Annotated in this window: 1 pseudogene; it reads right to left on the reverse strand. The window is 56.6% G+C overall.

The features are described 5' to 3' along the window. Positions 1-251: pseudogene (locus ACWGTI_RS32980) on the reverse strand (hypothetical protein); the annotation flags it as partial.

The raw sequence follows: 251 nt of genomic DNA on the forward strand, positions 1-251 counted from the left end.
ACTTGAACCGCGACGTCCCAAAGGTAGATGTTCATCGTGGACATGCTTGATTCCTTCCCAGGCCTGTTCGATGTGCCGGAGCCGCATCGACAGATGAAACCAGTCAAGAATATGCGTTACGGGCTGGCGTGTCGCGCTGAGCACGATACTTTGCAGCCCAATTTCTCCGTCGCTGAAGACATTAACATCGCAGCCAGGCAGCCATCCTTGCGCTCGCATCGCCGCACGAACGACATCGTGCTTGCCGGTGG

This window comes from Mesorhizobium sp. ArgA1 (genome assembly GCF_053714375.1).